This is a genomic window from Brucella sp. NBRC 14130 (assembly GCF_040371715.1).
Taxonomy (GTDB): domain Bacteria; phylum Pseudomonadota; class Alphaproteobacteria; order Rhizobiales; family Rhizobiaceae; genus Brucella; species Brucella intermedia.
In genome coordinates this window covers 18,290-42,475 of sequence record NZ_BAABTE010000023.1, presented here as the reverse complement: position 1 = coordinate 42,475, position 24,186 = coordinate 18,290, and the positions used below count along the sequence as shown (strand labels likewise).

Here is a 24,186-nt window from a genome sequence, read left to right as displayed (position 1 = left end):
GAAGGTCGAGAGAGGGTCTCGGCCGCCCGTCACGGAGAAACCACCATGGCCAAAGCTGCCAGGAAGTCGAAAAAGCCTGCCGCTGCGATGATCGTCTTCTCGCGCTCGCGTGACATTCCCTTCAATCGCATCCGCCTCTCGGACAGCAACGTCCGCGAAACCGACGTCGAGGCCGGTCTCGACGATCTCACCCACGACATCGACCGTCGCGAGGACATCGTGCAGGGCATTAATGTCCGCGCCATTCTCGATGCCGACGGCAACGAGACCGGCGATTTCGAGACCCCGGCCGGCGGCCGCCGGTTCCGGGCAATCGCGCGGCTGGTCGAGGCCGGACGCTTTCCCGCCGACGGCCTCGTTCCCTGCCTTGTCAAGAAGGCCGACGCCAAGACCTCGGCTGTCGACGACTCGCTCGCGGAAAACATGCTGCGTCTGGGCCTGCATCCGCTCGACCAGTTCCGGGCGTTCAAGCGCATGTTCGACGACGGCATGACGAAAGAGGAGATCGCCGACGCCTATCGCACCACGCCGCGCTACATCACGCAGCGTATGCGCTTGGCTTCGGTCTCGCCGGCACTTCTGGAAGTCTATGCGCGCAACGGCATGCCGCTGGCGATGCTGGAAGCGTTCACCGTCAATCCCGACCATGCCCGCCAGGAACAGGTCTGGGAGGCTGTCCAGCGCTCCTACAATGTCCAGCCCTGGCAGGTCCGCCAGCTCCTCACTGAAACCACCGTTCCAACCGATGACAAGCGCGTGCGCTTCGTCGGCGTGGAAGCCTATGAGCAGGCCGGCGGCGCGATGCTGCGCGATCTCTTCTCCGAGAACGACGGCGGCTGGCTCGAAGACGTGGGGCTTCTCGACCGTCTGGTCTCGGAGAAGCTGAAGGCGATTGCCGATGACGTAGCGGCCGAAGGCTGGAAGTGGGTTGCTGTCGAAACCAGCCATCCCTACGGATACGACAACGGCCTTCGCGAAATCACTGGCAGCTTCGCCGATCTCATCGACGAGGAGCGCGTCGCGCGCGATGCACTCCGCAACGAGTACGACGATATCGAATCGGAATATTCCGAGCACGACGAACTGCCCGAGGAGATCGATCGGCGCCTCGGCGAGATCGAGGCCGCTCTGGAGGACTTCGAAAAGCGCCCCGTCATCTATGATCCTGCCGAGGTCGCCCGCGCCGGCGTCTTCATCAGCATCGACCGCGACGGGGAGCCTGTCATCGAGCGTGGCTATGTCCGGCCCGAGGACGAGCCGATCGCCGATGCCGGGGACGGCGAGAACGAGAACGCCGTCACCGCCGCCGGAAATGACGGTGACGTGCAGCGCGCCGTCATCACCATCGGCGGCCAGCCGGTCGAAACCGAAGACGACGATGACGACGACGGGATCAAGCCGCTGCCGGAACGGCTCGTCATCGAACTGACCGCCCATCGGACCGTCGCGCTTCAGGAAGCGCTCGCCAACAATCCGCATGTCGCGATGACGGCGCTACTCCACCGCATGGTGATGGAGCGCTATCATTACTCGGCGCCGACCGGGTGCCTGGAGGTTTCCGTTCGCCACAGGTATTTGTCTTCGCAGGGCTCCGATCTCGCCGACAGCCCGTCGGTCAAGGCGATCGGCGAGCGCTTCGATGCCTGGAAGGCCGATCTGCCTTCCGACGAAGCGGCGCTCTGGGACTGGATCGCTGCGCTTGACGAGGCGAGCCGCATGGCGCTTCTCGCCCATTGCGTCAGCTATGGCGTCAATGCGCTCTACGAGCGTCCGAACCCCCATAGCGCCTCTGGCATCTCGCAGCATGGCCTTGATCGTCGCCTTGCCGGGGCCGACCGGATCGCCCGCGCAACCGCCATGGACATGGTTCTCGATGCGGGATGGCGGCCCACGGTCGAGAACTATCTCGGTCGCGTGACCAAGACCCAGATCCTCGCTGCGGTGCGTGAGGGCGCGGGCGAACGGGCGGCGCAGCTCATCGACCATCTGAAAAAGGGCGACATGGCCAAGGAAGCCGAGCGCCTGTTGGCCGATACCGGCTGGCTGCCGGAGCCGTTGCGTCTGGTCGATCTCGATGGCGATGCGTCCGCCGACACCAATGGCGAGGTCGAGGCTTTGCCCGACTTCCTCGCCGGTGACGGTGACGACGAGGAAGCAGCGGCCGAAGATGAAGAAGACCGGCAGCACCTCGTCGCTGCGGAATGACCTCATGCGGGGCGGCGCAGGCCGCCCCGCATCGCGTTTTCAACTCGCCCGGCCATCGCGCCGGGCATTTTCTATGGAGGCCGTCATGGCTGACCACATCGACATCGACTTCATCTTTCGGGCCGACCGCGAAAATCCCCCGGCGGAGCGGTCGCTGCCCTGGGAGGATACGCGCGACGGCATCACCGTCGTCGTCGAGCCCAAGCCACATTGGGCCGAGGACTTACGGGCCTTCCGCCTCGATGCTCGCGAATATTGCTACTATGCCGACTGGAGCCGGTCCGGTGCGCGCGCCCGATTCTATGGCCATATCGATATCTGTGGCGATGACCTGCTGCTGAAGGCCCGCGCGCTGTTCGTCCGCGAGATCGCCGAGGGGCATTGGAACTGACGATCATCCCCAGTCGCGTTTCAGTTTCACCAGCATCCGCCGTCCTTGCCATACCGTGTGGAGTTGGATTCCGTCTCCGGCCTGGAACACGTTGATCCGGTGAGACCGGCATGGAGGAAAGGCTGGCGCGGCGCGGCACCTGCGACGGGATTTCGGCATCCTGTCAGAGGCAGAACACCCCCGCTTCCATTCGCTGACCTTGGTCTGAGCCGTCTCCTTGTCAATCAACCCACGTATGTGGAACGGCCCGCGGTGCAAGGTGCTCTTCAGTCGATTTCACCACATGGGAACGGTGCGGTCATATGTCCGGCCTACTTGTGCGGTCATGACCGCTGGCCTCGATGAAGTCCGCGAAACGGGTGGCTGGATCAAGGGGGCGCGCTTTGTGCGCGTCACGGGTTTCGGCCTGTCCTGCTTCGGGATTTCGTCCCGTGGTTCATCGTCTGTTATGCACCCTACCTGCCGGCGGTTGCCGGGCAGCTCGTCTCGGCGGTCCTGCGCTTATACGGCGGCAGATCCTACCTCAATTCCTATTGGGTCTCGATAAACTCCACCTCTGGTCAACAATGCCCAGATCATCCGGGCGATCTTATTGGCCAGCGCCACCGCTACGACCTTGAACGGACGCCGCGTAAGCATGTTCTTCAGCCACGGCCAAACTCGGTCGCGATACTGCACATGACGTAGCACCGATGCCGCCCCCGTCGTCAGTAATGATCGTAGTACCGGATTGCCCATCTTCGATATTCGCCCCAACCGTTCTTTGCCACCGCTGGAATGCGCTTTCGGAGTTAGCCCGATCCAGGCCGCAAAGTGGCGAGCAGATTTGAAGCCGGCGGGATCAGGAACGAAAGCCTTTACGGCCAAGGCGATAATTGCGCCAACGCCAGGGATGGTCGCGAGGCGCCGCATCTCATCATCCTGCTTGGCTTGGATGACGATCTCACGTTCGAGTTTGTCGATCTGTGTGGCGAGCATCTCGATCTGATTGATAATTTCGGTCAGGGCAAAGCGCGCAGCCGGAGGCAGTCGAGTATCCTCTTCATCCCGGATGATAGGCGCCAGTGCTTTCACGTTGGCGATTCCGGTCGGAGCGATGATACCCAACTCTCCCATATGGGCGCGCAACGCGTTGATCGCTTGGGTTCGCTGACGCACGAGCAGCGCCCGCGTTCTGAGGACCATCACCGCTGCCTGCTGCTCTGCAGTCTTGACCGGCACGAACCGCATCGTCTTTCGCGTCACCGCTTCAGCAATTGCCTCCGCATCAGCGGCGTCGGTCTTGCCGCGCTTGACGAACGGCTTGACGTATTGGGGCGGCAGCAATCTGACGTCGTGCCCGAAGGCCGAGATCTCCCGCGCCCAGTGGTGCGCACTCGAACATGCCTCCATACCCACCAGGCACGGTGGCAGTCTTTCGAAGAAGCGCAGCACTTCAGCACGGCGTAGCTTTCGGTTGAACAGCGGCGTCCCGTCGACGTCCGCGCCAAAAGCTTGGAAAACGTGCTTCGCCAAGTCCAGTCCAATAGTGGTAACATCTTTCACGGAACGGTCCCTCCTTGTGGCGTTTGCGATAACGACCACGTTAGCACTTTGATGCTGTCGGAGCGGGCCGTTCCACCTCATCAAGGGGTCGGCTTACGCGAGCGTGCCGCCCTCGCGGATTCGGACAAGCCGAACGCGCGAGGGTGATTGCAGACCCGTTCAGACACTTCGGGCGCCTGTCGCGCGGGGGATGGTCCCCCGCCTCCCAAGACAGGAGCCGGAACCCATGTCCTACGCAGATGCCACCGCCTTCGCCGCCAGCCTCGCCGCCACGCTGATGGTCTCGATCGTCGTGTTCCAGGCAGGAGACGGAACCCACGGCGCCATGCCCGCCGACGAATTCGACGGCGACGACGAAATGGTGAAACTGGAACTCGACCCATGGAGCTGAGGCGCGCAAGCGCCTCGTTCCCGACGGCCCGGAACGCTCAGGAGGCGTCCGGGCCTTCCGCCTTGCGATGGGTTGGTCCATCGCCGGCAACATCGCCGAGGCGGACGCCTTCGGCAGATGAGAGGAAGAGGTTGGGCCTTTGGCCGTGACGGGTTGGATGCTGAGAGAAAGGCTCTCGGCGCCCGTCGCGGAGTGATCCCGATGACCCATGCCAGCCAATCCACCTTCGCCCCGATCGGGCAGGCTCTCGCCGACCGGGTGCTGCCCCGATTTCGGCGGGCGCAGAAGCTGCCGCTGCGCATCTCCTGCCTCGGCACCATCAGCTATGCCGGAGCCGCCGATGCCGATTATCGTGACCGCAGCGTCTCGCTTGGCGAGGCTGCTTCGCCGGAAGACGCCATCGCTCTTGCCGCGCTCCGCGTTTCGCGCGGCGATCTCGGCCCCGGCGGCGATACTGGCTTACGCTTCGAACTGCGCCTGATCGTCATTCAGGACAGCGCGCTCGGCCTTGTGCTCGCCGGCGAGATCCGTGCCGGGGTCATCCTCTGGCAGCATCCGGTTGCCGGCGATGGCGAGGTTCGCCGCATCGTCATCGAGGCAAGCCGCCTCCGTGGCATAGCCTTTGTCGCCACCGGCGGCGGCGATCATGCAAAGGCCCGCGATCTCCGTTTCCGCGCAGCGCTGCTCGAAGCGCGGCTGGTCGATCCGCTCTGGCGCGAGACCGCCGCCGAGCTGCTCCGGCTGCCGCAGGCGGCCTGATCCCATTTCCTTCCTTCAATCAGCCCGGCCTCGCGCCGGGCTTTGTCGTTTCAGGAGCCTGACATGGCCGACTACTTCACCCATTTTTCTTGCCTGCTCGATGTGGGGACGCCCGACAACGCTTCCCGCGCCCTCGATCTCTACAATCAACTTTCCGAGGAAGGCGCTTCGGAAGAGCCGCCGTCCGACGGTTTCCTCCTGTCGATCCAGGCCGAGCATGGCGGCACCAAACTCTGGATGCACGATGACGTCACGGGCGACCCGGAGCGCCTGATTCAGTTTGTGAAGCGTTGCGCCGCCGAATTCGGGCTGACCGGTCGCTGGGGGTTTCTATATGCCAACGCCTGCTCGAAGCCGCGCGTCGACGGTTTCGGCGGCGGTGCTCATGTGCTCGATCTCGCCACCGGGGAGACCGTCGCCTGGACCTATACCGACGGATGGCTTGCCGAAGTGCTGAGTGGAGGTGATCCGGATGCCTGAGATCATCGAAACGACGGTCTATCGGCTCGACGAGCTTTCCGATGCCGCAAAGGACAAGGCCCGCGCCTGGTATCGTGAAGGCGGCTTCGACTATGACTGGTACGATTCCGTCTATGAGGATTTCCAGCAGATCGCGGAAATCCTCGGAATCCGCTTCAAGACCCGCACCATCCGCCTCATGGCCGGCGGCACACGTCAGGAGCCTCGTATCGCCTTTACAGGGTTCTGGTCTCAGGGCGATGGCGCATCGTTCGAATGCTATTATTCGTATCGGAGGAATGCCCCGACCGAGATCCGCTCCTATGCGCCGCGGGACAGGAAGCTGCATGAGATCGCTGATGCGTTGCTGGCGATCCAGCGCCGCAACTTCTACCAGCTTCGCGCCGAGGCCGGCCATCGTGGGCATTATTATCACGAGTATTGCATGTCTATTTCGGTCGAGCGTGACAGCCCCACCTATCAGGACATGACCGCCGACGCCGAGGAGATCGTCATCGAGGCGCTGCGCGATCTGGCCCGCTGGCTCTATCGCCAGTTGGAGCGCGAATACGAATACCTGTCCTCGGACGAGGTGGTCGATGAGTCGATCATCGCCAACGAATACACCTTTACCGAAACAGGTCGCAGGTTCGGCTGACGCCATTTGAGCGCCCCGTCTAAAGGCGGGGCGCTCTTGTTATGTTTGCAATGGTCCGGTCAGCGAGCAGGACCGGCCGCGCTACCGCTCACGTTTCTGCCACCAAGGGCCGCGATCGGCGGCTTTCGGCGATTTGGCCGATGGATGAGAGTGAGAGCGAGGCCGGGACGGATGTGAGCCTGTGCGGTCGAGAGAGAGCGCTGCGCGGGCTCGATTCTGTCCCGCTCTCCCGAGGCTCCTTCCATGAACATGATCTCCGCATCCGCGGCGGCATCCGCCACCGCGCCGCTTTCGCTTGTCCCTGACACCGACATTCCTGCCGCCGTCTTCGCCGCGGCGGAGCTTCTCCTGCCCAATATCGAACGCGGCCAGCGCGTCGACGCCGCTACGCTGCGCGGCGCGATGGAGGCTACCTTCGGCGCTTCCGACGCGACTGGCGCCTGGAACTGGAAAACGGCCTATGACGCCTGCGAGGCGGCGACCGTTCTCTTCCTGCGCAAATACGGCAAGGCGCTTTTCCGTAGGTCCGCTTCTCCTGCGACGATGCTGCCGCAGCTCGCGAAGATCGCCGGCCTCCTGCCGACACATACGCGCCGCTCGGAGGAAACCCAATCCTTCCAGCAATTCTCGACACCGATCCCGCTCGGCCTCGCGGCCGTCACCGCGGCGGCGATCACGCCCGCCGACCGCGTGCTGGAACCGTCGGCCGGGACCGGGCTTCTCGCCATCCTGGCCGAGATCGCCTGCGGCACGCTCGTCCTGAACGAACTCGCCGAGACCCGCGCCGGGCTCCTGTCTCTTCTCTTTCCGGCCCTGTCCGTTTCCCGCTTCGACGCGGCGCAGATCGACGATCATCTCGACACCGGCATTCTGCCATCCGTCGTGCTGATGAACCCGCCGTTCTCCGTCATGGCAAATGTCGAGGGTCGGATGGCCGACGCCGCTTTCCGCCATGTCGCCTCGGCGCTTGCGCGCCTTGCGCCCGGCGGCCGTCTCGTTGCCATCACCGGCGCGAACTTCGCACCCGACGTGCCGGCCTGGTCCACGGCCTATGGACGGCTGCAGGAACGCGGTCGCGTCGTCTTCTCCGCCGCGATCGACGGCTCGGTCTATGCCAAGCACGGCACGACGTTTCCGACGCGGCTCACCGTCATCGACAAACTACCGGCCGAAGACCCGACGACGTTCCCGGCTGCGCCCGGCGTTGCGCCGGATGTGGCTACGCTGCTTGGATGGCTGGCCGAGCATCTCGCGCCACGCCTGCCGGTCGATCCGACCGTCGCCGTGCCGCTAGCCGCGCCTCGCACCGTTCGCGCCTATGTCAACCGGGCGGCCAGGGCCGCGCCGGTAGTGGCACATGCCGAGCCGGAGGGCACTCCGCTCGACTACGAAACCGTCGACTGGAAGCCGGCGGATGCCGGTCGCCTTTCCGATGCAATCTATGAGGAATACGGCCTCCAGACCATCCGGATTTCCGGGGCTCAGGCGCATCCGACCCAGATTGTGCAGTCGGCGGCCATGGCGAGCGTCGCCCCGCCGAAGCCGAGCTATCGCCCGACGCTGCCGGCGAACGTCGTCGATCTCCTGTCCGATGCGCAGCTCGAAACGGTGATCTATGCCGGAGAGGCGCATTCTGATTTCCTCGCCGGTGCGTGGACGGTGGACGACACCCTCGACAAGCTGACCGCTGTATCTGAGGACGCCAAGGGCGCCGTCCGGCTGCGCCAGGGCTTCATGATCGGCGACGGCACCGGCGTCGGCAAGGGCCGGGAATCGGCTGCGATCATCCTCGACAACTGGCTCCAGGGACGACGCAAAGCGGTCTGGGTCTCCAAGTCGGACAAGCTGATCGAAGACGCACAGCGCGACTGGGGCGCGCTCGGCATGGAGCGCTTGCTGGTCACGCCACTGTCGCGGTTCCCGCAGGGCAAGCCGATCACGCTGAGCGAGGGCATCCTATTTCTAACCTATGCCACGCTGCGCTCCGACGACCGCGGAGAGACGGTTTCGCGGGTCAAGCAAATCGTCGAATGGTTGGGCTCCGACTTCGATGGAGTGATCATTTTCGACGAGGCACACCAGATGCAGAACGCCGCTGGCGGCAAGGGAGAACGCGGTGATGTCGCCGCCTCGCAGCAGGGCCGCGCCGGCCTGCGCCTTCAGCATGCGCTTCCGAACGCCCGCGTCGTCTATGTCTCCGCCACCGGCGCAACCACCGTCCACAATCTCGCCTATGCGCAGCGGCTCGGCCTGTGGGGCGGCGAGGATTTTCCCTTCGCGACGCGCGCCGAGTTTGTCGAGGCGATCGAGGCCGGCGGCGTGGCGGCGATGGAGGTGCTCGCCCGCGACCTGCGCGCGCTCGGCCTCTACACCGCCCGCTCGCTCTCCTTCGCGGGCGTCGAATACGAACTGGTCGAGCACGAGCTGACGCCCGAGCAGGTTCGCATCTACGATGCCTATGCCGGCGCCTTTGCCATCATCCATAACAATCTGGATGCGGCGATGCAGGCCGCCAATATCACCGGCGGCGGCGAAGGCGGATCCGGCACGCTGAACATGCAAGCGAAATCCGCCGCCCGTTCGGCCTTCGAAAGCGCCAAGCAGCGCTTCTTCGGCCATCTGTTGACCAGCATGAAGACGCCGACCCTGCTTCGCTCGATTGCTGCCGATCTGGACGCGGGCCATTCGGCCGTCATCCAGATCGTCTCGACCGGCGAGGCGCTGATGGAACGGCGGCTGGCGGAACTGCCGACCGAGGAGTGGAACGACGTCCGCGTGGACATCACCCCGCGCGAATACGTCCTCGACTACCTTGCCCATTCCTTCCCGGTGCAGCTCTACGAGCCATTCACGGATTCGGAGGGCAACCTGTCGTCTCGGCCGGTCTATCGCGACGGCCAGCCGGTCGAAAGCCGCGAGGCGGTCGCGCGCCGAAATGCGCTGATCGCCAAGCTCGCCAGCCTGCCACCGGTTCCCGGCGCGCTCGACCAGCTCGTCCAGCATTTCGGCACGGATATGGTTGCCGAGGTGACGGGCCGGTCGCGACGCATCGTGCGCAAGCGCGGCGGCAGCGTCACCATCGATCGGCTCGTGGTCGAGACGCGCGCCGGGGCCGCCAATCTTTCCGAGACGCAAGCTTTCATGGACGACCAGAAGCGCGTGCTCGTCTTCTCGGACGCCGGCGGCACCGGCCGCAGCTACCATGCTGAGAAGTCGGCGAAGAACACGCGGCTTCGCGTCCACTATCTGCTCGAGGCAGGCTGGAAGGCGGACACCGCCATTCAGGGCCTCGGCCGGACGCACCGCACCAATCAGGCTCAACCGCCGCTCTTCCGGCCGATCTCGACCAATGTGAAGGCGGAGAAGCGCTTTCTCAGCACCATCGCCCGCCGCCTCGATACGCTGGGCGCGATCACACGCGGCCAGCGCCAGACCGGCGGCCAGGGGCTGTTCCGGCCCGAGGACAATCTGGAAAGCCACTATGCCCGTGACGCACTCCGCCAGCTCTATATGCTGCTGGTGCGCGGCAAGGTCGAAGGCTGCTCGCTCCAGCGCTTCGAGGAAGCCACCGGCCTGAAGCTGATGGACTCGACCGGCATCAAGGACGAGTTGCCGCCGATCACGACGTTCCTCAACCGGCTGCTCGCGCTCACCATCGAGCTTCAGGGCATCCTCTTCACGGCCTTCGAGCAGCTCCTGACCGCCCGTATCGAGGGCGCGATCGCGTCGGGCACCTATGACGCCGGGCTGGAGACGCTCCGCGCCGAAAGCTTCGTCGTCGTCGATCGCCAGACGATCTACACCCATCCGCGTACCGGCGCGGAAACCAGCCTGCTCACGATCAACGAGCGCAGGCGCAACCGTCCGGTGACACTCGATGCCGCTCTGGCCGAACTCGGCGATCCGCGCGCGAAGCTGCTCGTCAACGAGCGCTCAGGGCGCGCCGCCGTCCAGATCCCGGCCAGCAGCGTCATGCTCGACGATGGCGAGATCGAGCGCCGCGTCCGGCTGATCCGGCCGACGGAGGCGCACAATATCCCGGTGAGGATGATGGGGGAGACCCATTGGGGCGAAGCTGATCGAGACACCTTCGCGTCGGCCTGGAACGCCGAGATTGCCGAGGTGCCGGAATTCACCGATGCGACGCTTCACATGGTCACGGGCTTGCTTCTGCCCATCTGGAAGCGGCTGCCGAACGAGTCTACGCGCGTCTATCGGCTCCAGTCCGATGAAGGCGAGCGCATCATCGGCCGCAAGGTCTCGCCGGCCTGGGCCGCGAATGCGACCGCGACCGGCGCGGCCGCGATCACGCCGGATGATGCGTTCACCGCGCTGATGGACGGCCGCACCATCCTCGATCTGGCCGAAGGTCTTCAGCTTCGCCGCGTCCGCGTCATGGGCGCGAACCGGATCGAGCTGTCGGGCTTCGACGACACGATGCGCGAGCGGCTCACCGCCTACGGCCTGTTCCACGAGATCATCTCGTGGAAGCTGCGCATGTTCGTACCGACCGATGCTAATGGCCCCGCGGTTCTCGCCAGGGTGCTCGACCGCTGGCCGGTGGAGCGCATCGGCGAGAAGGAGGCAGCGTGATGGCCCGTCACGATGCTTCCGAACTGGCATCCCGTCTCGGCCGCAATGCCGAGGCGGTTTGCCGCCACTACCTGTCGTCCGGCCACCGCGCCGGACGATACTGGGTCGTCGGAGATGTTCAGAACAGTCCCGGCCGCTCGATGTTCGTGCGGCTGACCGGGCCGGAGTCCGGCAAGGGTGCTGCCGGCAAATGGATCGATGCATCGACCGGCGAGCATGGCGATCTGCTCGACGTCATCCGCGAAACGCTCGGCCTCATCGACTTCAAGGACGTAGCCGAGGAAGCGCGCCGCTTCCTCGCTCTCCCGCATCCCGAACCTTCGAGGCCGAGGACGCCGACCGGCAGGACGTCGAACATCGCTGTCGGTTCGCCCGAAGCGTCGCGGCGGCTTTTCGCCATGTCGCAGCCGATCGGCGGCACACTGGCGGAAATCTACCTCAACGGGCGGGCGATCAACTCCCTCGTGGGGACCACCGCGCTGCGCTACCATCCGCGGTGCTACTACAAGCCCGATGAGCATTCGCCCACCGAGATCTGGCCGGCGATCGTCGCTTCCGTCACCGATCTTCACGGCAACCAGACAGGCGCACACCGCACCTGGCTCGCCCCGGACGGTTCGGGCAAGGCGCCGGTCGCGTCACCGCGGCGGGCGATGGGCGACCTTCTCGGGCACGGGGTCCGCTTCGGCGTCGCCGGTGAGGTGCTCGCGGCCGGCGAAGGCATCGAGACCGTGCTGTCGCCCCGTCAGGTTCTGCCCCACATGCCGATGATGGCGGCGCTCTCTGCGGCTCACCTCGCTGCCATCCTGTTCCCGGCGACGCTGCGCAGGCTCTATGTCCTCAGAGATCGCGACCCGGCCGGGGACGGCGCAAGAGACAGCCTGGTCGCCAGAGCAAGGAGCGTCGGGATCGAGGCGATTTCGGTATCGCCCATCGCCGAGGACTTCAACGAAGATCTGCGCTGGCGCGGCATCGACGCCCTCCGGGCGACCTTGATGGAGCAGCTTCATCCTGATGACGTCCACCGTTTCGTGGAAGCGTGAGGAGATCGGCGGGGGACAAGGCGCGGTCGAGGCGTCTCCACCTGCCGTCTCCATTCATCATCGCAAGCATCCTTTGAAGTCGGAGAGAGCGGCGCCCACGGCCTTCTGAGAGGGCGATCGGCCCACAAACGGCCCGGACAGGCAATGGCCGCGTTCGGGCTATTTTCCGCCGGCGGGGGCGAGCCCCGCCTTTGCATCGCGAAAGTCAAAATAGCCCGAACCCGGCCATCGGAGCCCTCGCGAGGGCGCGAGGGTGCCAGTCCAGTCCGCCCGTGGGCTTCCGACGCCTGCGAAGGCCGCGATGGGCGCGGTCTCCAGACAAAGGACGCTCCCGATGACGAACGAAGACGAAAATGCAGGCTTTGAGCCGATCCACACGACGTCCCCCACCGATCATCTCCTCACCGAACTCCAGCTCTATGGCTGGCGGCCATATCAGGACGAACCTGATCCGAGGCCGCTCCCGGAGGGCAACGCCGTCGCCGCCGCCGTCGCAGATATCTTCGACGCCCTCGTCGCGGCGCTCGGCGACACCCGCCTCGAACCCGACCTCGACGAATTGCTCTGGGGGACCGTCAATCTCTTCCACCGCGCCGCGGGCCGGGTCGAACGCGATCTCGACGACAACGAGCAGGCGCAGCGCCGCCTCCAGCGTGAACAGGACGGCAGCGAGGTGAAGTCGGTCGAGCTTGAGCGCCTCACGGCAGAAGGTCAGACCCTGATCGAGCGGCGCAACAGCATGGAACTCTTCCGCGACGTCGCCTCCGAAGCCTTCGAGCACCACACCGGCAGCGCCTGGCGGCCCCGTACCGGCTCGACGGTCAACCATCGCAACCTCACCGCCGCGATGATCGACAGCCGGGACTTCCTCGCCGCGAAACACCGGACCGAGACCGAGGTGATGATGCCCGCCGGCCCCAAGGTTGTCTTGACCGGAGGCGCCGACTTCAACGATCACCGCCTGATCTGGGCGAAACTCGATCAGGTCCATGCGAAGCACCCCGGCATGGTGCTGATGCACGGCGGCACGCCGAAGGGCGCTGAACTGATCGCCTCCCGCTGGGCAGATAGCCGCAAGGTGTCTCAGGTCGCCTTCCGGCCCGACTGGACGAAGCACGGCAAGGCCGCGCCCTTCAAGCGCAACGACGCCATGCTCGACGTCCTGCCGGTCGGTGTCCTCGTCTTCCCCGGCACCGGCATTCAGGAGAATCTTGCGGACAAGGCCCGCAAGCTCGGCATCCCGGTCATGAAGTTCGATGGCGGCGCGTAAGCGCCGCCTCTGGCTGTTCCAGCCGCCAATACTTGACTATCGGAGAGGTTGATGGCTCTTGTGAAACATCCTTGCAGAACCGGAACAGTAGCATAGTCGCAGGCGGAGCGTATCTACAGGCAGCCTGTCGTGATCCTCAATCGATCATGTGGAGGCTTCCATGTCGCTCATCCTGCTCGCCATCTCTTTGACGATCGCGTTCTGCATCTTTGCCTACAACCTTGCGATCTACGCTTTACCGTTCATGGTTGGGCTGTCCGCTGCCCAATATACCTGGGGTGCCGGAGGCGGCATCCTCCTGTCGGGACTGGCCGCCATCGGCGCGGCGTTGGTTTCGATCGGCCTGGTCATCGCAGTTCTCGGCTTCGCCAGGAATCCGGCTCTGCGGCTGATCGCTCTCGCCGTCTTTGCCGTACCGGCCGTCATCGCCGGATATGCACTCATCCACGGCGTAGCGAAGAACGCCATCGATCCCGGCCTGATGCTCTACTTGCTTTCCGGCAGCGCCGGGCTGTTCATCGGCATCGCAGCAATGGTCAATCTGAACGCCCTCGGCGTGTCGTTCTTCTCGCGCTGATTAGTCGGTCGCGATCCGGCGCGACCGTTAAAAACCTGGCGGCTTACGCCGCCGGGTTTCACGTTTTCCGCGCAGTCGAGGCTGACGCGTCAGCGCTGCCTTTGTCGTTCTTGCCTTCGGTCCGCTTCACCCGGCTTCGGAAGTCGGTCATGGGATTGAGATCCGCATGCCGTGGACAATCGGTGCCTACCCGTCCATCCATTCGTAGTGAGGACGCGAGGGCGAACCAGAACCTTCATTCCCCTTTCGCAATTCGGCTGAATCGGACCATCCGTCGTCAAACACGGTAATGCGCTGCTGTTCCGTGCCCTGAAAGCCCGATAGCCTCCTCGTTCTTCTCCAGCCCATGTGTCCGTCAAATCGGCGAAGACGCGGGGTGCCCGGAAGCGGAGAAGGTCGGGTAACGCTCCGAAGCGTGCAAATCCAAGAGCCTGCCTGTTCGCTGTTAGCGGCGAGGACAATGGTTCTGCTGCGCGTCCCCGTATTCGTGCTTTCAAAGGCACCAATCCCTCCGACTGACTGATCCCCTAAGTCCGTTCTGTTTCCTCCAGCAACCCCGGCGGCTCCCAGCCGTGTTGCCGCGCAAGCGCGGCTGCCCGCTCCACCTGGGGCCTTAGGGGCAAGCTGCCGAAAGGTTCGGCAGTTGCGGGAGTCTCCCGACGGCCTTGGCCGGGTCTCGTCGGAGGGATGGTCCCTCCGAGAAGCAACGGAGACTTACAATGCAGAACATCGTCATTCTCGCCGGCAACATCGGTCAGACCCCCGAAACCCGCACCACCCAGGGCGGTACCCGGATCACCCACTTCACGCTTGCCACCTCGCGCCCCCGCTACTCGGACGGCAAGGTTGTCCGGGACGAGAGGGGCTACCGGGTCCAGGATACGGAATGGCACCGCATCACCGCCTTCAACGGCCTCGGCAAGACGATCCAGGAGTATTGCGAGAAGGGCATGAAGGTTCTGGTTCGCGGCCGCATCCACTACACGAAGTGGACGGACCAGCAGGGCAACGACCGCTACGGATACGAGATCATCGCCGAGACGGTCGACTTCCTGAGCCGGGCGAAGCAGACCGAAAGCGAGGACGGCAAGTTCATCGACGACGATGACATCCCGTTCTGAGCGGGACCGCGAAGCCCGGCGGCGCAAGCCGCCGGGTTCTTTTATGGCAGGCCATGCGCCGAGACGACCGAATCAGCCATCAAAGGAAAGCTGATTGCAATGTCGATCAGGCATTTCATGCTGGCGAAGTAAGCCAAGAACGACTAATTTAGTCGTAGTTCTGGAGTGCGCACAGGTCCGAATGGGAGGTGATCATGCATGATCACCGCCCGACAATCACGGGCCGCGCGCGCGTTGCTGGGTTGGACACAGGAGACGCTCGCTGACAAGGCCCGAGTAGCACTGACCGCATTGAAACGCCTCGAATCCGAAAGCGGTCTCGAAGTGTTCGAATCGACGCGCGATCAGGTGCGCCGGGCCCTCGAATCGGCCGGGATTGTTCTCCTTTCGACAGATAAGGGCGAAGGAGTTTTGCTCCTGCATGACAGGAGCGATTCGTCCCGGTAGTCACGCCGGGCACCGAGCTACCAAACCCTTGTCAAAAAAAGGGGCTATCTCCTGAGCGAGATGGTTAACGGACTTAGCGCGCGTGAATATGGTGGCTCGATGGGACAGGAGACGCAAACATTTCTGGACGAGCCACCGTTCAGCGAAACGATCACGTCTTATGACCGCAAACATATGAAGCTCTACATGCGGCTGGTCGACGCCAACCGCGACGGCGCAGACTGGCGCGAGGCGGTGCATATCCTGTTTGGCCTCGATCCCGATCAAGACCCAAGACGCTGCCGCTCTATCCACGATGCGCATCTGGCGCGCGCCCGGTGGATGATGGAGCGCGGCTATCGCGAGCTGGTTCGTGAGAGCCAGCGCGGGTCGCCATCGTGATGCGTCGGACGCATCACCTGTTGAGGCGCAACTGACTTCCGCAGATCAACCCAAACGGGAATCGTGATTCTCCCAAAGACTTAGACAAATACTTGGGAGGATCAGCGATGACACCCGACGCATCGATCTGGCGTTCCTCGGAATATGATCATCTGGACGGCCTGACCGCGTCCGATCTGGCCTGGGAATGGCTCCGCCGCAACGACGCCTATGACGCGGATTTCGAGGCTTCGGCCTCCGCTCGCGGAATGCGTGAACCACTGACCGTGCGAATTCGACAGCAGTGGGGGGTGCGATTTCCCGGTCGATCCCCTGACACCTCCGCCGGAAGCGCCGGTCTTCTGGCTTCCGCAGGAGGACACAAGCGTCGTCATGCTCGCCGAGGCGCCCGTTGACCTCGGCTCCGGTATCACAAGCGATGCTCCCGCGCTGTGGCGGCATGGGTCGCCGATGGGCGATGATGACGCTGCATTTCGCTTAGCCCTCGCGAACGGTCAGTCCCTCCAGATCATTGACCACGCCATCGACGGAAAAGAAAATGCCGTTGCGGTCATTCCTCTCGGCATAGACGGCTTCGACCGGATCGAAGCCGTCTATCGCTTCCTCTCAGCCTTGCATGGCCGCGCCATTCCCCCGGACACGCGCCTGACGCGTCAGCAGCGCGCCCGCCAGCGCCGGATGCTGCGCGCCTTCGACGGCTATCGCGCCGGCGCCACGCAGCAGGAAATCGCCGAGATCATTTTTCGCATCGACCATCTCGACCGTGACGCTTGGCAGGCGTCTTCCATACGCCACGCCATCAAGACGCTCCTGCGCGATGCCCGCGCCATGATAGCGGGCGGCTATCGAAAACTCCTTCGTCATCGCCGCCAATCCTAGCGCGGTCTCGCCCTCATCATGGTGGGCGAATTCGATACCCCCCAACTTTGCCCTGCAACTCGCCGGCTCTCCTCCGCCACCGTGGTCGTTGTCCGCCGCTGAAACGAAGCGGCCGTCCCCAACACCACGGAGGCCCGATCCATGCCACACGAACCCGTCGTTCTCCCGCCGCGCTTCCTGCGCACCAAGGAAGCGGCCGAGTTTCTCAGCCTTTCGGCCCGCACTCTCGAAAAGCACCGGACCTACGGAACCGGGCCGGCCTACCGCAAGCTCGGCGGCCGCGTCGTCTACGCCATCGACGATCTCGAAACCTGGGCCGCTCGCGGCGCGGTGACGTCGACGTCCGATCCGCGCGGTTCCGTGCTGCCGGCGAAACGCCACGCGCCAGTACAGCCGGTCCACGCCGGCCGCTACGCACGCTGACCGCGGCCGGCTTCCTTCATGGCGGTGCGGCGTCGACCCCTTTCGGAGCGCGGGCAACTCGATCTGTTCCGGGCGCTTCCCGGCGACTTCGCGCCACGAGACGCGCAGGATCTCATGGCCTATCCCTTCTTCTCACTTTCCAAAACCCATCGCGTCGCCCCGATCGATTTCGTTGCGGGCAACGTGGCGATCCGGGTCGAGGCGGTCCCGGATCATGGCATGGCCACGATCTGGGACGCCGACATCCTGATCTGGGCGGCGAGCCAGATCGTCGAAGCCCGCGATAACGGGCTTCGTACCTCGCGGCTGATGGCCGCCACGCCCTACGAAATCCTCACCTATGTCGGCCGGGGCACCAGCTCGCGCGACTATCAGCGCCTCAAAGCCGCCCTCGACCGCCTGCAATCGACCACCGTTTCCACCTCGATCCGACAACCTGCCGAAGGCCGCCGTCATCGCTTCTCGTGGATCAATGAGTGGCAGGAACGTACCGACCGCAACGGCCGGCCCGAGGGCATCGAGCTGATCGTGCCGGACTGGTTCTATCAGGCCGTCCTCGACGATGCGCTCGTGCTGACCATCGACCGGACCTATTTCGATCTGACCGGCGGCCTCGACCGCTGGCTCTACCGGCTGGTGCGCAAGCATGGCGGCCGTCAGCGCGATGGCTGGCGCTTCGACTTCCGTCACCTTCACCAGAAATCCGGCAGCCTGTCGCCGTTCAAGCGCTTCGCCTTCGAGCTGCGTGACATCATCCGGCGCCAGCCGCTGCCCGGCTACACCCTGTTCCTCGAAACCGAAATCGGCGGCCGCGCGCTGCTCGCTTTTGAGCCGCTGCCCGCCTGTGGACAACCTGTGGACGGCCTCGTGCTATCGGGAACCCGGACTATCGTGCTATCGGGAACCGGAGGCTCGTGCTATCAGGAACCCAAACAGGGTGTAAGGTACGGAAACCCCACACGAAATCGCGCCCTTAACTTAGAGTCTAACATAGACTCTAACCTTGAAGAGCGCGCGCGCGATGTGGAAAACCTCCTCAGCGTTACCGCCAGGAAGAGTGCGCCAAGCGCGCCAGCCGAGCCGCCACAGACGGCTACAAGCCGCCGCGGTGGGGTCTCTCCATCCACTGATGCCGATACGCCACGTCTTCCTCTCGATCCACCGGGAGGACGCCGATGATCGTCGCGCTTCTCAATCAGAAAGGCGGCGTCGGCAAGACGACACTCGCGCTGCATCTCGCCGGCGAGCTGGCGATGCGCGGCAAGCGCGTCACCCTGATCGACGCCGACCCGCAGGGTTCGGCGCTCGACTGGTCGCAACAACGCTCGCGCGAGAACCTGCCGCGCGCCTTTGGCGTCGTCGGCCTGGCGCGCGATACGCTCCACCGCGAGGCACCCGAACTCGCGCGCAGCGTCGATCATATCGTCATCGACGGGCCGCCACGCGTCGCCGGGCTCATGCGCTCCGCGCTGCTCGCCGCCGACCTCGTGCTGATCCCGGTACAGCCGTCGCCGCTCGACGGCTGGGCCTCGGCCGAGATGCTCGCGCTGCTCAGCGAGGCCCGCATATATCGCCCGCAGCTCGTCGCCCGCTTCGTCCTCAATCGCTGCGGCGCGCGCACCGTCATTGCCCGTGAGACCGCCGAGACTCTGGCCGACCACGATCCGCCAGTGCTCGCCACAACGATCGGCCAGCGCGTCGTCTTCGCCGACGCCGCGCAGACCGGGCGGCTCGCCTCGGACATCGACCGGCGTTCGCCCGCCGCGCGCGAGATCGCGGTACTGGCGGCCGAGGTCGAGCGTTTCGGCATCGGGAGAACCGCGCCATGACGGTTCGCCCCGAAATCATATTGTCCGGAGACTGCCGCGATCGCATGCCGGCGCGCGGCCCGTTCGACATGATCCTCGCCGATCCCCCTTACGGGGACACATCGCTCGCCTGGGATCGCCGCGTCGAGGGCTGGCTGGCGCTCGCGCGCGGCGCGCTTGCCCCGACCGGCTCGATGTGGGTCTTCGGTTCGCTGCGCAGCTTTATGGCAACCGCCGACCGCTTCGCCGACGCCGGCCTGCGGCTCGCCCAGGAGATCGTCTGGGAGAAGCAGAACGGCAGCGGTTTTCATGCGGACCGCTTCAAGCGCGTGCACGAGCTGGCCGTCCAGTTCTATCCCGCCGAGACACCGTGGCGCGACGTCTACAACGACGTCCAGACCACGCCCGATGCGACGGCCCGCACGGTGCGGCGAAAGCAACGTCCTCCCCATACCGGCCATATCGACGCCGGCCACTATGTCAGCCACGACGGCGGGCCGCGCCTCATGCGCTCGGTCATCTACGTGCGCAACTGCCATGGCCGCGCGATCCACCCGACCGAAAAGCCATCGTCGCTCCTCGAAATCCTGATCCGCACGAGTTGCCCGGAAGGTGGCCTCGTCGGCGACTGGTTCGCCGGTTCGGGCTCCGCCGGCGAAGCCTGCCGGCTCTCCGGCCGCCGCTACATCGGCTGTGAGATCGACGCGGACATGGCCGAGCGCGCCCGCGCGCGCATCGCCACGGTGTTGCCGTTTCATGACGGAGGTCCGTCATGACGGCGCGCACCGAAAGGCGCGGCTTCGCGCAACGGCCCGCCGATCCCGATGGATGGATCAAAGCGGGGGACACGCCGCCGCCACGCAATGGCGCAGCCGTCACCTTCACGGCCCGCCTCACCATCGACATCACGCCGGAGCTGCGCGGCCGGATCAAGATCGCCGCCTTCCGGCGCGGCGTCACCGCCTCGGAAATGCTGCGCGAGCTGTTCGAGCGCGAATTCCCCGACACCCAAGGAGACACACCATGACCGGCAATGCGGCGCTCCGCATCGGCGGCCGTCCGTTGCCGGACGGTCCCGCCGCGTTCACCACGCTCGTCGAACTCACCTGGATCGAAAAGCGCATCGAGAACTGGATCAGGTTCGGCCGCGAAAGCTACGAACAGAAACTCGACCGCCGTCACAGGGTGGTCGGCTTCGCGCCCGGCACGATATTCTGCCTCGTCCGCTGGGCTGCGAACGAGTACGGAACGATCATCTCGCGCCTGGACATCGTGCGCGCGGTCGACCGTGGCGAGCCGTTCCAGACGCTGCCCTTCGTGCGTCCTGGCGGCGAAATCCTGCTGAAGGTCGAGAGCTGGCCGAAGGTCGAGGACGTGCTTCGTCACGTCGACGGCATCGAGGCCCTCGGCATCGATCCCGTCGATGCTGATCCCGATCACTGGCGGCACGTCGCGCATTGGACGAATGCCGGCGAGACGCCGCGTCCGTACACCGCCGAGCGTCATAAGGCGTGGCTCCGGCGGCGGGAGATCGGGCAATGACACGGCTCGGCTACCTCGTGGCGACATCCGTCGCCGTGCTCGGCATCGCCGTCGTCAGCGCCACGCCAATGCCGTTGAAGCTGATCTGGAACGCCACGGCGAGCGCGCCTGTCGGCTTCTACACGGTATCGCCGACCGGGCGGATCGAAGTGCCGGATCTCGTCGCCGTTATGCCGCCCGAGCCGTTCGCCTCCTTCATGGTCGAACGCGGTTATGTCGGCCGCGACGTCCCGATCCTCAAGCACGTCGTCGGTCTGCCGGGTCAGCGCGTTTGCCGCGACGGCCGCGCCATCACGGTCGACGACGTTCCGCTCGGCGAGGCCCGCGATCGCGACAGCCGTGGCCGCGACCTGCCGGCCTGGCAGGGCTGCCGGGTGATCGCCGACGGCGAACTTTTCCTCATGAACCTCGAAGCCGTCGACAGCCTCGACGGCCGCTACTTCGGCCCGTTTCCCGCCGCGGCGGTGATCGGTCGGGCCACCCCGCTTTTCACCGACGAGGACGGCGACGGCCGCTTCGTCTGGCGCGCGCCGACGCGGTGAGCGCGCGCCGTTCGCCACCCCACCGCAGCACAGGAGACCACGACCATGGCCCAGATCGGACAGTTCACGCGCACGGAAACCGGCTTTGAACGCGAGTTCCGGACGCTCGGTATCAGGGAGGAAATGACCCTCGTTCCCGTTGAACCCTCTGACACCGAGAACGCGCCGAAGTACCGCGTCCTGCTCGGTGACGAAGACGGCCTCGACATCGGTGCGGGCTGGACGCATGTCGGCGAGCGCGCCGGCGAGTTTGTCTCGATCACGATCTGCAGCCCGCTTCTCGGCGGCACGTTTCGCGCAAATCTCTTCCGCACCGGCGACGACGGTTCCGCCTGGGTGTTGAACACCGTCCAGCCTCCCAAGAAGCGGCAGGAGGACTGAATGGCGGCGCCCCGAGACCGCGCGCCCGCCGGACGCACTTCCGCCGTCCGGCGCTCAGCGCTCCTCTTTCTTCTTTCCGGCCTGATCTTCGCCGCAGCCGCACCGCCGACAGCTCTGGCGCAAGTCTCGTCGCCGGTGCGTGCCGCGGCTGCGCATCCACATGCCGCCCATATCACCGAGGCATCGCGCCGCTTCGGCATTCCGCCTGCATGGATCATCGCCGTCATGCGCGCCGAGAGCGCGGGCGATGTGCGCGCCGTCTCCTCGGCGGGCGCGATGGGTTTGATGCAGGTCATGCCGGACACATGGGCCGAGCTTCGCGTCCGCTACCGCCTCGGCCGCAATCCTTATGATCCGCGCGATAACATCCTCGCGGGCACGGCGTATCTGCGCGAGATGTGGGATCGCTATGGCGACATCGCCGCCATGCTCGCGGCCTACAACGCGGGGCCTGCGCGCTATGACGAACATCGCTCGAAGGGCCGTCCGCTGCCCGCCGAGACGCGGGCTTACGTCGCTTCGCTCGTGTCCGCGCTGCGCGGCGAGCGCCCTTCGAAGAGCGGTTCGGCGATCGCCCGGCCGCTCGACTGGCGCGAGGCGGCAATCTTCGTCGGGCGCGATGACGGCGCTTCACCCGTCAATTCCGCGTCTCTGGATCGCTCGCCGGGCGACGCCCGTTCACCCGTCACGGCGACACCGCAAATGCTCGTCACCGCGCAGCCGGACGGGCTGTTCGTCGCTCGGAATGCCACCGGAGGCCGGCCATGAGCGGCTCGGCGGCAATTCGCATCCCATCGTGCGCTGGCGTGTCCTGGAGAGCGCCGTGGGTGGCGGCAGGCGCAGCAACCGGACGATGGCAGGATAAAAGGGCGCACGGTGCGCTTCGGTCGGGCGGTTGTTTTTGTTCATATTTTCGGCGCGTTCCGCACCGTGCAGCGCTGGCGCGCACCGTGCGCTTCGCGCCCATCTTCCTGATTTTCTGGTCCTTTTTGCACCGTGCGGGGTTGCGTCATGTCCGATGACCACGAGTTCCGCATCCGTCCGGGCCGCATCAGATCAACCCGCGCGCAACAGGCCCGGCCTTTCGTTGCGCAGGCGCTCGCCGCGGCAAAGAAGGCAGGCGGCGGCGTCTCGCGATCCGGCCGCGTCACCTCCGGCAACCGTTCCCGCTTCGGGCGCGGTCAGCGTGCCAGCATTCAGGCCAACCGCCTCATCACGTCGCGCACTCGCGGAGCCGTCGTTAAGGCGCGCGTGGTCCGCCACTCCCCACGATCCGCGCCGCTCGGAACGCATCTCGACTATCTGCGCCGCGACGGCGTGACCCATGACGGGGAGAAGGCGCGGCTGTTTGGGCCGGAAACGGAGAATGCCGATGCCCGCGCCTTCGCCGAGCGCTGCGGCGATGACCGGCATCACTTCCGCTTCATCGTCTCGCCCGACGACGCGCCCGACATGGCGGACCTCAGATCCTTCACCCGCGATCTCGTCGGCCAGATGGAAAAGGATCTCGGCACGAAGCTCGACTGGGTAGCCGCCGATCACTGGAACACCGAGCATCCCCATGTCCACCTGATCGTGCGCGGTGTGCGCGATGACGGTCAGGATCTCGTGATCTCGCGCGACTACATCAAGGAGGGCATGCGCGACCGGGCGCGCGAGCTTATCACCCAGGAGTTGGGGCCGCGCACCGATCTCGATATCCGCCGCACCCTCGAAAGCCAGATCGAGGCGGAACGCTGGACGCAGCTCGACCGCCAGCTTGTCCGTGATGCCGGCAAGTCCGGCATCATCGACCTCGCGCTGCGCGCCGACCGACAGCCCGACGAATTCCATGCTCTCAAGGTCGGCCGTCTGCGGACCTTGGAAATTCTCGGCGTCGCCGGGCAGGTCGGTCATTCGCAGTGGTTCATCAAGCCCGAGGCGGAGAGCGTCCTGCGCGAGCTCGGCGAGCGCGGCGACATCATCAAGCGCATGCATCGCGCGCTCACCGAACGCGGCATCGAGCGCGGCTCGGCGAGTTATGTGCTGGCCAGCGAAAGCCTCGACGTGCCCGTTGTCGGCCGCCTGCTCGAACGTGGTCTTGATGATGAGCTGAAGGGTACAGCCTATGCCGTGGTCGACGGCGTGGACGGCCGCACCCATCATATCAAGCTGCCGCATCTCGATGCCGCTGGCGACAGCCCACCCGGATCGATCGTCGAGTTGCGCGCCTGGGAGGACGCGCAAGGTCAGCGCCGCATCGCGCTCGCCGTCCGTTCCGATCTCGACATCCATGCGCAGGTCAACGCAACGGGCGCGACCTGGCTCGATCGGCAGGCGGTCGCTCGCGAGCCTATCGCTCTGTCGGAGGGCGGCTTCGGCGCCGAGGTGCAGCAGGCGCTGGAGCAACGGGCCGAGCACCTGATCGGAGAAGGTCTCGCGGAGCGGCAGGGCGGGCGCGTCGTCTTCGCTCGCCGCCTGCTCAACACGCTGCGGATTCGCGAGGTCAGCGCCCTTGGCGAGAAGCTCGCGGCCGAGAACGGTCTTCCATTCAACCATGCCGGCGGCGGAGAATATGTCGCCGGCTCCTATCGCCAGCGCTTCACGCTCGCCTCCGGCCGCTTCGCCATGATCGACGACGGCCTCGGCTTCCAGCTCGTCCCCTGGTCGCCTTCTCTCGAAAAGCAGATCGGTCGTCATGTCTCCGGCGTCGCGCGCGACGACGGCGGTGTCGATTGGGACTTCGGGCGGAAGCGCGGGCTCGGCCTCTAAACTTGACTAGAAAAGGAACA

Annotated in this window: 26 protein-coding genes; 25 read left to right on the top strand and 1 reads right to left on the bottom strand. The window is 65.3% G+C overall.

The features are described from left to right. The first annotated feature begins 45 nt into the window (after positions 1-45). Positions 46-2,205, top strand: coding sequence for a ParB/RepB/Spo0J family partition protein (locus ABWW28_RS25650; protein WP_151665658.1), 2,160 nt, complete (start codon positions 46-48; stop codon positions 2,203-2,205). Next, the gene (locus tag ABWW28_RS25645; protein WP_502904596.1) at positions 2,168-2,596 is read left to right on the top strand and encodes a hypothetical protein; all 429 of its coding nucleotides are present in this window, start codon (positions 2,168-2,170) and stop codon (positions 2,594-2,596) included. The genes ABWW28_RS25650 and ABWW28_RS25645 overlap by 38 nt, the downstream gene beginning before the upstream one ends. A gap of 501 nt (positions 2,597-3,097) precedes the next feature. On the opposite strand, the gene ABWW28_RS25640 is transcribed toward ABWW28_RS25645, so the two are convergent. Continuing rightward, positions 3,098-4,141, bottom strand: a complete 1,044-nt coding sequence (locus ABWW28_RS25640) for an IS110 family RNA-guided transposase (RefSeq protein WP_154722737.1) — start codon at positions 4,139-4,141, stop codon at positions 3,098-3,100. A 226-nt stretch (positions 4,142-4,367) separates the two neighbouring features. Here ABWW28_RS25640 and ABWW28_RS25635 point away from each other — a divergent pair, with 226 nt between their 5' ends. From ABWW28_RS25635 to ABWW28_RS25525, 23 genes are all read left to right on the top strand, one after another. Next, positions 4,368-4,532, top strand: a complete 165-nt coding sequence (locus tag ABWW28_RS25635) for a hypothetical protein (RefSeq protein ID WP_177319382.1) — start codon at positions 4,368-4,370, stop codon at positions 4,530-4,532. A gap of 201 nt (positions 4,533-4,733) precedes the next feature. Further along, on the top strand, positions 4,734-5,291 hold the full coding sequence (locus ABWW28_RS25630) for a hypothetical protein (protein ID WP_100652958.1): 558 nt from the start codon (positions 4,734-4,736) through the stop codon (positions 5,289-5,291). Positions 5,292-5,354: 63 nt separating this feature from the next. Next, positions 5,355-5,771 carry a hypothetical protein gene (locus tag ABWW28_RS25625; protein WP_353392687.1) on the top strand — a complete coding sequence of 139 codons (417 nt, stop codon included), beginning with the start codon at positions 5,355-5,357 and terminating at the stop codon, positions 5,769-5,771. Beyond that, positions 5,764-6,408 carry a DUF8835 domain-containing pootine gene (locus ABWW28_RS25620; protein ID WP_100652962.1) on the top strand — a complete coding sequence of 215 codons (645 nt, stop codon included), beginning with the start codon at positions 5,764-5,766 and terminating at the stop codon, positions 6,406-6,408. Before ABWW28_RS25625 ends, ABWW28_RS25620 begins: the two co-directional genes overlap by 8 nt. Positions 6,409-6,651: 243 nt before the next feature. Next, a complete protein-coding gene (locus ABWW28_RS25615; RefSeq protein WP_353392685.1) occupies positions 6,652-11,001 on the top strand; it encodes a strawberry notch-like NTP hydrolase domain-containing protein in 4,350 nt (1,449 codons plus the stop codon). Then, positions 11,001-12,044, top strand: a complete 1,044-nt coding sequence (locus ABWW28_RS25610) for a DUF7146 domain-containing protein (RefSeq protein WP_353392683.1) — start codon at positions 11,001-11,003, stop codon at positions 12,042-12,044. Before ABWW28_RS25615 ends, ABWW28_RS25610 begins: the two co-directional genes overlap by 1 nt. A 334-nt stretch (positions 12,045-12,378) precedes the next feature. Beyond that, entirely contained in the window at positions 12,379-13,314 is a 936-nt protein-coding gene (locus tag ABWW28_RS25605) for a DUF2493 domain-containing protein (RefSeq protein WP_353392681.1), read from the top strand. A gap of 160 nt (positions 13,315-13,474) precedes the next feature. Further along, entirely contained in the window at positions 13,475-13,891 is a 417-nt protein-coding gene (locus ABWW28_RS25600; RefSeq protein WP_100652968.1) for a hypothetical protein, read from the top strand. Positions 13,892-14,610: 719 nt separating this feature from the next. Further along, the gene (locus tag ABWW28_RS25595; protein ID WP_313014965.1) at positions 14,611-15,012 is read left to right on the top strand and encodes a single-stranded DNA-binding protein; all 402 of its coding nucleotides are present in this window, start codon (positions 14,611-14,613) and stop codon (positions 15,010-15,012) included. Positions 15,013-15,210: 198 nt separating this feature from the next. Beyond that, complete coding sequence (locus ABWW28_RS25590; protein WP_100652972.1) at positions 15,211-15,459, top strand: helix-turn-helix domain-containing protein; 249 nt, start codon at positions 15,211-15,213, stop codon at positions 15,457-15,459. Between the two features lie 99 nt (positions 15,460-15,558). Continuing rightward, the gene (locus ABWW28_RS25585) at positions 15,559-15,840 is read left to right on the top strand and encodes a DNA -binding domain-containing protein (RefSeq protein ID WP_036742966.1); all 282 of its coding nucleotides are present in this window, start codon (positions 15,559-15,561) and stop codon (positions 15,838-15,840) included. A gap of 107 nt (positions 15,841-15,947) precedes the next feature. Beyond that, positions 15,948-16,235 carry a transcriptional regulator domain-containing protein gene (locus ABWW28_RS25580; protein ID WP_353392678.1) on the top strand — a complete coding sequence of 96 codons (288 nt, stop codon included), beginning with the start codon at positions 15,948-15,950 and terminating at the stop codon, positions 16,233-16,235. Then, positions 16,213-16,719 carry a DUF2285 domain-containing protein gene (locus ABWW28_RS25575; protein WP_100652976.1) on the top strand — a complete coding sequence of 169 codons (507 nt, stop codon included), beginning with the start codon at positions 16,213-16,215 and terminating at the stop codon, positions 16,717-16,719. Before ABWW28_RS25580 ends, ABWW28_RS25575 begins: the two co-directional genes overlap by 23 nt. Positions 16,720-16,860: 141 nt before the next feature. Beyond that, positions 16,861-17,142, top strand: a complete 282-nt coding sequence (locus ABWW28_RS25570; protein ID WP_036742967.1) for a helix-turn-helix transcriptional regulator — start codon at positions 16,861-16,863, stop codon at positions 17,140-17,142. Positions 17,143-17,160: 18 nt separating this feature from the next. After that, entirely contained in the window at positions 17,161-18,321 is a 1,161-nt protein-coding gene (locus ABWW28_RS25565) for a replication initiator protein A (protein WP_100652978.1), read from the top strand. Beyond that, complete coding sequence (gene parA, locus ABWW28_RS25560; RefSeq protein ID WP_100652980.1) at positions 18,318-18,971, top strand: ParA family partition ATPase; 654 nt, start codon at positions 18,318-18,320, stop codon at positions 18,969-18,971. Before ABWW28_RS25565 ends, parA begins: the two co-directional genes overlap by 4 nt. Next, positions 18,968-19,726 carry a DNA-methyltransferase gene (locus ABWW28_RS25555; RefSeq protein WP_100652982.1) on the top strand — a complete coding sequence of 253 codons (759 nt, stop codon included), beginning with the start codon at positions 18,968-18,970 and terminating at the stop codon, positions 19,724-19,726. Before parA ends, ABWW28_RS25555 begins: the two co-directional genes overlap by 4 nt. Beyond that, entirely contained in the window at positions 19,723-19,977 is a 255-nt protein-coding gene (locus ABWW28_RS25550) for a hypothetical protein (RefSeq protein ID WP_100652984.1), read from the top strand. Before ABWW28_RS25555 ends, ABWW28_RS25550 begins: the two co-directional genes overlap by 4 nt. Further along, positions 19,974-20,492, top strand: coding sequence for a DUF2840 domain-containing protein (locus tag ABWW28_RS25545; protein WP_100652986.1), 519 nt, complete (start codon positions 19,974-19,976; stop codon positions 20,490-20,492). Before ABWW28_RS25550 ends, ABWW28_RS25545 begins: the two co-directional genes overlap by 4 nt. Continuing rightward, on the top strand, positions 20,489-21,034 hold the full coding sequence (locus ABWW28_RS25540) for a S26 family signal peptidase (RefSeq protein ID WP_151665231.1): 546 nt from the start codon (positions 20,489-20,491) through the stop codon (positions 21,032-21,034). The genes ABWW28_RS25545 and ABWW28_RS25540 overlap by 4 nt, the downstream gene beginning before the upstream one ends. A gap of 45 nt (positions 21,035-21,079) precedes the next feature. Beyond that, positions 21,080-21,415, top strand: coding sequence for a DUF736 domain-containing protein (locus tag ABWW28_RS25535; protein ID WP_100652990.1), 336 nt, complete (start codon positions 21,080-21,082; stop codon positions 21,413-21,415). After that, positions 21,416-22,183 carry a lytic transglycosylase domain-containing protein gene (locus ABWW28_RS25530; protein WP_100652992.1) on the top strand — a complete coding sequence of 256 codons (768 nt, stop codon included), beginning with the start codon at positions 21,416-21,418 and terminating at the stop codon, positions 22,181-22,183. A 243-nt stretch (positions 22,184-22,426) separates the two neighbouring features. Next, positions 22,427-24,166, top strand: a complete 1,740-nt coding sequence (locus tag ABWW28_RS25525; protein WP_313015465.1) for a relaxase/mobilization nuclease domain-containing protein — start codon at positions 22,427-22,429, stop codon at positions 24,164-24,166. Positions 24,167-24,186 lie beyond the last annotated feature (20 nt).

Bases quoted from the DNA above. Each gene is read 5' to 3' on its own strand.
- ABWW28_RS25625 (WP_353392687.1), top strand. From the start codon at position 5,355: ATGGCCGACTACTTCACCCATTTTTCTTGCCTGCTCGATGTGGGGACG.
- ABWW28_RS25620 (WP_100652962.1), top strand. From the start codon at position 5,764: ATGCCTGAGATCATCGAAACGACGGTCTATCGGCTCGACGAGCTTTCC.
- ABWW28_RS25565 (WP_100652978.1), top strand. From the start codon at position 17,161: ATGGCGGTGCGGCGTCGACCCCTTTCGGAGCGCGGGCAACTCGATCTG.
- ABWW28_RS25540 (WP_151665231.1), top strand. From the start codon at position 20,489: ATGACACGGCTCGGCTACCTCGTGGCGACATCCGTCGCCGTGCTCGGC.
- ABWW28_RS25635 (WP_177319382.1), top strand. From the start codon at position 4,368: ATGTCCTACGCAGATGCCACCGCCTTCGCCGCCAGCCTCGCCGCCACG.
- parA (WP_100652980.1), top strand. From the start codon at position 18,318: ATGATCGTCGCGCTTCTCAATCAGAAAGGCGGCGTCGGCAAGACGACA.
- ABWW28_RS25610 (WP_353392683.1), top strand. From the start codon at position 11,001: ATGGCCCGTCACGATGCTTCCGAACTGGCATCCCGTCTCGGCCGCAAT.
- ABWW28_RS25585 (WP_036742966.1), top strand. From the start codon at position 15,559: ATGGGACAGGAGACGCAAACATTTCTGGACGAGCCACCGTTCAGCGAA.
- ABWW28_RS25575 (WP_100652976.1), top strand. From the start codon at position 16,213: ATGCTCGCCGAGGCGCCCGTTGACCTCGGCTCCGGTATCACAAGCGAT.
- ABWW28_RS25590 (WP_100652972.1), top strand. From the start codon at position 15,211: ATGATCACCGCCCGACAATCACGGGCCGCGCGCGCGTTGCTGGGTTGG.
- ABWW28_RS25570 (WP_036742967.1), top strand. From the start codon at position 16,861: ATGCCACACGAACCCGTCGTTCTCCCGCCGCGCTTCCTGCGCACCAAG.
- ABWW28_RS25555 (WP_100652982.1), top strand. From the start codon at position 18,968: ATGACGGTTCGCCCCGAAATCATATTGTCCGGAGACTGCCGCGATCGC.
- ABWW28_RS25650 (WP_151665658.1), top strand. From the start codon at position 46: ATGGCCAAAGCTGCCAGGAAGTCGAAAAAGCCTGCCGCTGCGATGATC.
- ABWW28_RS25615 (WP_353392685.1), top strand. From the start codon at position 6,652: ATGAACATGATCTCCGCATCCGCGGCGGCATCCGCCACCGCGCCGCTT.
- ABWW28_RS25595 (WP_313014965.1), top strand. From the start codon at position 14,611: ATGCAGAACATCGTCATTCTCGCCGGCAACATCGGTCAGACCCCCGAA.
- ABWW28_RS25600 (WP_100652968.1), top strand. From the start codon at position 13,475: ATGTCGCTCATCCTGCTCGCCATCTCTTTGACGATCGCGTTCTGCATC.
- ABWW28_RS25580 (WP_353392678.1), top strand. From the start codon at position 15,948: ATGACACCCGACGCATCGATCTGGCGTTCCTCGGAATATGATCATCTG.
- ABWW28_RS25525 (WP_313015465.1), top strand. From the start codon at position 22,427: ATGTCCGATGACCACGAGTTCCGCATCCGTCCGGGCCGCATCAGATCA.
- ABWW28_RS25530 (WP_100652992.1), top strand. From the start codon at position 21,416: ATGGCGGCGCCCCGAGACCGCGCGCCCGCCGGACGCACTTCCGCCGTC.
- ABWW28_RS25605 (WP_353392681.1), top strand. From the start codon at position 12,379: ATGACGAACGAAGACGAAAATGCAGGCTTTGAGCCGATCCACACGACG.
- ABWW28_RS25545 (WP_100652986.1), top strand. From the start codon at position 19,974: ATGACCGGCAATGCGGCGCTCCGCATCGGCGGCCGTCCGTTGCCGGAC.
- ABWW28_RS25630 (WP_100652958.1), top strand. From the start codon at position 4,734: ATGACCCATGCCAGCCAATCCACCTTCGCCCCGATCGGGCAGGCTCTC.
- ABWW28_RS25645 (WP_502904596.1), top strand. From the start codon at position 2,168: ATGAAGAAGACCGGCAGCACCTCGTCGCTGCGGAATGACCTCATGCGG.
- ABWW28_RS25550 (WP_100652984.1), top strand. From the start codon at position 19,723: ATGACGGCGCGCACCGAAAGGCGCGGCTTCGCGCAACGGCCCGCCGAT.
- ABWW28_RS25535 (WP_100652990.1), top strand. From the start codon at position 21,080: ATGGCCCAGATCGGACAGTTCACGCGCACGGAAACCGGCTTTGAACGC.